The following is a 6,022-nucleotide window of genomic DNA, read 5'->3' as shown; positions in this document are numbered from 1 at the left end:
TAGATTTCGTATCGGGGCGTCAGATTATCCCCTTGAACGAGATTACCCTGGTACAGCTATCGGCGCGATCGCCAGAAACCTATTTTAAATTTCAGCCACCATTCTGGTTTTTGCAATGCACCCTATTGGTGGAGTTGTACGATCCGCTTCCACCCTCCCCTTAACCCGATTATTTTGGATCCACTTCAGTTATTCCCCTGGGGATTCTTTCTAGTTTGCCTTATCTTTGAGTTCCCCATTTAAGATTGACATTTAACCTAATTTGTGCATAAAGTCCAGCAAGACTCGTTGCCCCTTGGTACTCTAACCGGGGGTGGGTTTTGTTTCAAGATTGTAACAAAACTACATAATTTGCTACAATCTCGTTATATAAGTAATTTTTGCCCCCGATACTTTGATCGCCCGAGCAGGAATGGCATCCAAATATAAAGACTTATGCAACTGAAATTAACAGAATCTAAATTCTCATTCACGCCCCTATTAATGATTGCTCCATTTTTCCTATGGGGTACGGCAATGGTCGCCATGAAAGGCACCCTCACCAATACCACACCCCTATTTATGGCGGGGGTGCGGTTAGTTCCAGCGGGACTGTTGGTGTTGGTTGTCGCGGCGATCGCCGGACGTCCTCAACCCCGGGGATGGCAAGCATGGCTATGGATTTCCCTGTTTGCCATCGTTGATGGGTTCCTTTTTCAAGGGTTTCTCGCGGAAGGATTAGTCAAAACTGGAGCAGGTTTGGGTTCGGTGATGATTGACTCCCAACCCCTCGCCGTGGCCCTACTGAGTGCATGGCTATTTGGGGAAATCATTGGCGGATGGGGTTTCCTGGGTTTAGGAATGGGTATTCTGGGAATCAGTCTGATTGGACTACCCGATGAATGGATTTGGGGCTTGTTTAACGGTTCCTTCGCGGTGTCTCCCTTGCACCTCTCGGGGTTATTTCAGAGTGGCGAATGGTTAATGCTGTTGGCGGCCCTGTCAATGGCAGGGGGTACCGTTATGGTCCGATTTGTATGCCGCTATGCTGACCCAGTTGTAGCTACGGGCTGGCACATGATTATTGGCGGATTGCCCTTGTGGATAATCTCAGGACTCACGGAATCTGAGCAGTGGGTGCATTTAGACCTGAATGGCTGGCTGGCATTGGCTTACTCCACGGTATTTGGGTCGGCGATCGCCTATGGTTTATTTTTCTACTTTGCTTCCAAGGGAAACCTCACCAGTCTGAGTTCCCTAACCTTTATGACCCCAGTTTTTGCCATCTTCTTCGGGAATCTATTTTTGTCCGAAACCCTCTCTGGGTTACAGTGGAGTGGTGTGATCCTCACTCTGTTCAGCATCTACCTCATTAATCAGCGCGAACAACTCCCCCCGGGTGCGATCGCAACTTTGAGAGCGAAACTCAGAACATTCCGTGCATCCACTCGCTACATCCCCAGTGGCGAAAATCCCTCATCGGAACCGATCCCCGTTTTGAAAGGGTCGGAAGGTCACCCGGTTGAAATTCCCATTCAACTTCGAGTTTCAGATTCAGAAGGTTAAGCCATCCCAGGTTGACTGATTCTATAGCGTTTCCCGGTAGCTGAAGACTACGATCATTGCGGTGTGCTATTAAAGGGGTTGTATTCTTAGCGCATCGCGTTGGGAACAGAAAGCAAGTTAGCTTAGTATCATGCTTTCTTTGGATCAACTGGTTGGATCTGTACCCCTAATTATGATCGCCTACCATCCCGTTTTATTACTGATCACTACTTTAACCGGCTTGGGAATTTTTCCTGGTGCCGAAGGTGGGAGTTTGATTCATCAAATCCCCACCCCAGTTACATCCCAAACTCTCTACCAGGGCCAGGTTCCACGGACTCCAGTCCCTGGAAATCTGCCCTCGCTTCGCGATCGCGCCCCAGATCAGACTACTCGGGACGCCTCTGGGAGACTATCCCCCAATCCGGATTCCCCCATTAGGGCAACCCAGGAACCCCTGGAACTGGCCCAAAATCAACCCAATCCGGCCACCCGAACTGAACGCCCTCCCAGAAATCGTTTTGCTCGCAAAGACATCCTCTGGCTGTTATTACTCGGGTTTGGGACTCTTGCCTTTGCCGGAATCTTTGCAGGCGGCTTTTATTTGCTCACCCATTCCGGTGAACAAGTTGACGATGAAGAGGGGGAGGAAATACCCGAAACCCCTGAAGTTTTCAAGGACCCACCAGATAAGTTTTCAGAAATTGCGGACCAACCCGAGTTGGAATCCCCGGTTTTAGACAAGAGGGATCTCGCTGAAAATGCCCCAGTGCCACCCCATCATGGAAATGGCTACAACGAGAGGGCGATCGAACCCTCCCAAAAACTCCCTCCCTCGGCAGCAATTCCCCCTCCTCCAGAAGAAGGGTTAGTCCGGAGTGAACCCCCTCAGCTTGCCAGAATTGATGCGATCGAAACCTTAATCGAAGATTTGCAAAGTCGAGTCCCGACTCAACGACGCAAAGCGATTTGGGAACTCGGGCAAAAGGGTGACTCTCGGGCGATGCAACCCTTGGTTACTTTATTAATGGATTCTGATTCTCGGCAGCGCAGTCTCATCCTGGCATCCCTGGCAGAAATCGGAAATCGGACAATGCAACCGATGAATCGCGCTTTGATTCTGTCCCTGCAAGATAGCAATCCGGAAGTGCGTAAAAATGCGATTCGGGATTTAACTCGCATCTATGATTTAGTCTCCCAAACCAGTCAACTCTTACGCCATGCTTCGGAAGATTCTGATCCCGAGGTCAGAGAAGCGGCACAGTGGGCTTTGTCCCAACTCAATCGCCTCCGTCCCGGTACTAATTCTGAATCCCGTTCTTCGTTACAAAACTGGTCTCCACCCACGGAAACTTATCCAGAAGATATTCCCTAGTTTGGCTCTAATTCTGAATGGGTTGATTGGGAAATGAGCAGTCGATTTTTTAGAGCCAGTCTGAGGGTTTAATTCCCGCGATGTTCAATTCAAATTTTCAATTTGGGGAAGATTAAAAAACCGGAGATATGGTATTTTTAGTGGGTTAATTTTTTATGATTTTCTAGTTTAGGGGAACCAGAAAATCAGACGAATTATGGGTGATAAAGTATCAATAAATAAGAGAGGATGAAGGGCATAATGGCATCGGAAATTTTGGGGTTGAATTTGAATCGAATTGTACCACCGGCATTAAAACCCGGGGATTTGTTGCGGGCAGTTGCCCCGAGTGGGGGCCTACGAGAGCAGTCGGTATTTCAGAAGGGGTTAGATATCTGGCGATCGCGCGGGTATCGGGTGGAACTGACTGCTGGTTATGACAACTCCTGGGGATATTTAGCAGGGACCGATCGCGATCGGCGTCAACAACTGGCAACCGCATGGCAGGACCCAGACTGTCGCGCCATTCTCTGCGTCCGAGGCGGATATGGGGGGGCCAGAATTTTAGAAGATTGGACCTGGACCCCAGAACCAACCCCTCCCAAATGGTTAATCGGATTTTCGGATATTACCAGCTTGTTATGGAGTCTGAGTAAAACCGGCATCGTAGGGGTGCATGGTCCCCTCCTCACCACGATCGCCAGGGAACCGGATTGGACAATTTCCCGGTTATTTGATTTAGTCGAAGGCAAGGCAATCCCCCCTCTCCAAGGCAACGGATGGGGAAATGGCACCGCCACGGGATATTTACTCCCGGCAAATCTCACCGTTGCTACTCACCTGCTAGGCACTCCCGCACAACCGTTATTAGATGGAGCAATTTTAGCCTTCGAGGATGTGGGAGAAGCTCCCTATCGGATTGATCGGATGCTCACCCAATGGCGGATGATGGGTGCATTCACTGGAGTGAGGGGAATTGCTTTAGGCAGATTTAGCCAATGTGATACGTTAGCCAGTAAGTCGAGTTTTACGGTGAGCGAAGTCTTGCGCGATCGCCTGGTAGATTTAGACATTCCCATTGTTTCAGATTTACCCTTCGGACATGATGGAGAAAATGCTGCCTTGCCTGTAGGAGTCCCGGTGGAGTTAGATGGGGATAAGGGGAGTTTAAGTATTTTGGGGAGTTGAAATTTGCGGAGATAGGAACACCAACCGGACTCCAATTGTTGTTAAAAGGAGTTGGAGAATCGCTTCAAAAATGAGGGTTTGTTTGCTTTATTTAGACTTGATATAGCGACCCTCAATGAATTTGACAATGGATCTAATACTGAAAGTCTTGTAGTGCGAGCATCTTGCTCGCCATCTTTAGGTCAGAATGATTTAGACTTGATATAGCGTTTCCCACAGTTATTCGCGTACATTTTTGGGAGTGCGAGCATCGAGCTTCGCTTTCTTTCTGTCAATTTCATTTAGACTCGTTATATGGGATTAACGCATTCTACTCAAAGACAAGCTATGTCCTTTTTGCTCTCGGAATCCATCAGTCCACTCTATGCCATCTGGGAAAATACCTCCCCCAGAGAAATTCTGTTTGCCGACCCCACCGTAACTGGATATGAAACCCTCATCGCCAGTACCCCCGCCGAATTACAAGTCGTGGTGTTAGACCCCAAACGGGATGCCATCACCCAAATTAGTGAGATTCTCTCCTACCAAAAACAACCCCTGGCGGGTCTTCATATTCTCTCCCACGCCCAATCCGGGATGTTACATCTGGGAAACAGCCTCTTAACCGCTGAAACTCTCCCAGAAGCGGAAATCTCCCAATGGGCAAAATCTCTTACCCCTGATGCGGATATTCTGCTCTACGGGTGCAATCTCGCCGCTGACTTTGGGGTATTCGTCAATCGCCTCGCCGCAGTCACAGGGGCTGATGTTGCCGCCAGTGATAACCTGACAGGTAGCGCCGCTTTGGGGGGAGACTGGGAACTGGAAGCGAGTACAGGTGCGATTGAAGTGCAAATCCCCTTTTCTGCGTAGGCGATCGCCGCTTATCAGAATGTCCTCGCCCCCACCGACCTTTTCATCTCCGAATATGTCGAAGGCAGCAGCAACAACAAAGCTCTAGAATTCTACAACGGCACTGGAAGCGCGATCGACCTAGCTGCCGGTGGCTATTCTGTCGAAATGTATTTTAACGGGAATACCCCGGCTGGACTAACGATCAATCTCTCTGGCACTGTCGCTCATGGTAGCACATTTGTTCTCGCCCACAATATGGCAAACCTTGGCATTCTGCCAAACCAAACCAATGGTAACGGCTGGTTTAACGGCAATGATGCGATAGTCTTGCAGAAAAACGGCATAATTCTGGACGCGATCGGACAAATAGGTTTTGACCCCGGTACAGCCTGGACTGGGGGAGGGGTGAGTACCCTAGATAGAACCCTGCGCCGGAAAACCACCATCACCACTGGAGATAGCAACCCTAACAATACCTTCAACCCCAGCCTAGAGTGGAGTGGGTTTCCTGTAGATACTTTTAGCGGATTAGGTAGTCATAACCAAGCCCCCGAAATCACCGTCCCCAGCGGTAATCTCAACTATACCGAAAATGACGGTTTTGCTATTCTTGACACCAACGCCACTGCCACCGATCCTGACTTAACTAACTTCAACGGCGGCACCCTGACGATTAACTTTACCTCGGGTGCCACGACTGATGATATTTTGATGATTAGAAACCAAGGCAGCAGTGCAGGGCAAATTGCGGCAGGGATCGATTCTCCAGGACTTAACTTGATCGCTTACAGTGGCATACCCTTTGCCAGCTTCACCGGCGGGACTCAAGGCAACCCTCTCACTATTAATTTCACCACGAATTTTGCTACGGATACCGCCGTTAGTGCCTTGATGCGGAACATCATTTATGGCAATATTTCGGACAATTCCTTACCGGGCGATCGCACGGTCCAATTTCAACTCACTGACGCCCTGGGTTTAGCCAGTAGTCCCGCCAGTAAAACCATAGCTTTCACCCCCGAGAATGATGCCCCAATTATTGCAGTTCCCGATGCATCTTTCACCCTTTATGATGGCACTAATACCCCCAATAATCAAGATTTCGAGTACCGCACCTTACCC

Annotated in this window: 5 protein-coding genes; all 5 read left to right on the top strand. The window is 49.3% G+C overall.

The features are described 5' to 3' along the window. Positions 1-435 precede the first annotated feature (435 nt). Complete coding sequence (locus tag J0895_RS23165) at positions 436-1,545, top strand: DMT family transporter (protein WP_207090353.1); 1,110 nt, start codon at positions 436-438, stop codon at positions 1,543-1,545. 130 nt (positions 1,546-1,675) lie between these two features. After that, on the top strand, positions 1,676-2,899 hold the full coding sequence (locus tag J0895_RS23160) for a HEAT repeat domain-containing protein (RefSeq protein ID WP_207090352.1): 1,224 nt from the start codon (positions 1,676-1,678) through the stop codon (positions 2,897-2,899). A 240-nt stretch (positions 2,900-3,139) separates the two neighbouring features. Continuing rightward, complete coding sequence (locus J0895_RS23155) at positions 3,140-4,066, top strand: S66 peptidase family protein (RefSeq protein ID WP_207090351.1); 927 nt, start codon at positions 3,140-3,142, stop codon at positions 4,064-4,066. 327 nt (positions 4,067-4,393) lie between these two features. Further along, a complete protein-coding gene (locus J0895_RS23150; RefSeq protein WP_207090350.1) occupies positions 4,394-4,918 on the top strand; it encodes a DUF4347 domain-containing protein in 525 nt (174 codons plus the stop codon). Between the two features lie 3 nt (positions 4,919-4,921). Next, positions 4,922-6,022 (top strand): lamin tail domain-containing protein (locus J0895_RS23145; RefSeq protein WP_207090354.1); only part of this gene is annotated, 1,101 nt, incomplete at its 3' end.

The sequence above is a fragment of the Phormidium pseudopriestleyi FRX01 genome, assembly GCF_017313335.1.
GTDB lineage: Bacteria > Cyanobacteriota > Cyanobacteriia > Cyanobacteriales > Laspinemataceae > Laspinema > Laspinema pseudopriestleyi.
Note: the sequence above shows the minus strand (reverse complement) of the source record. Positions and strands in the feature narration are given on the sequence as shown.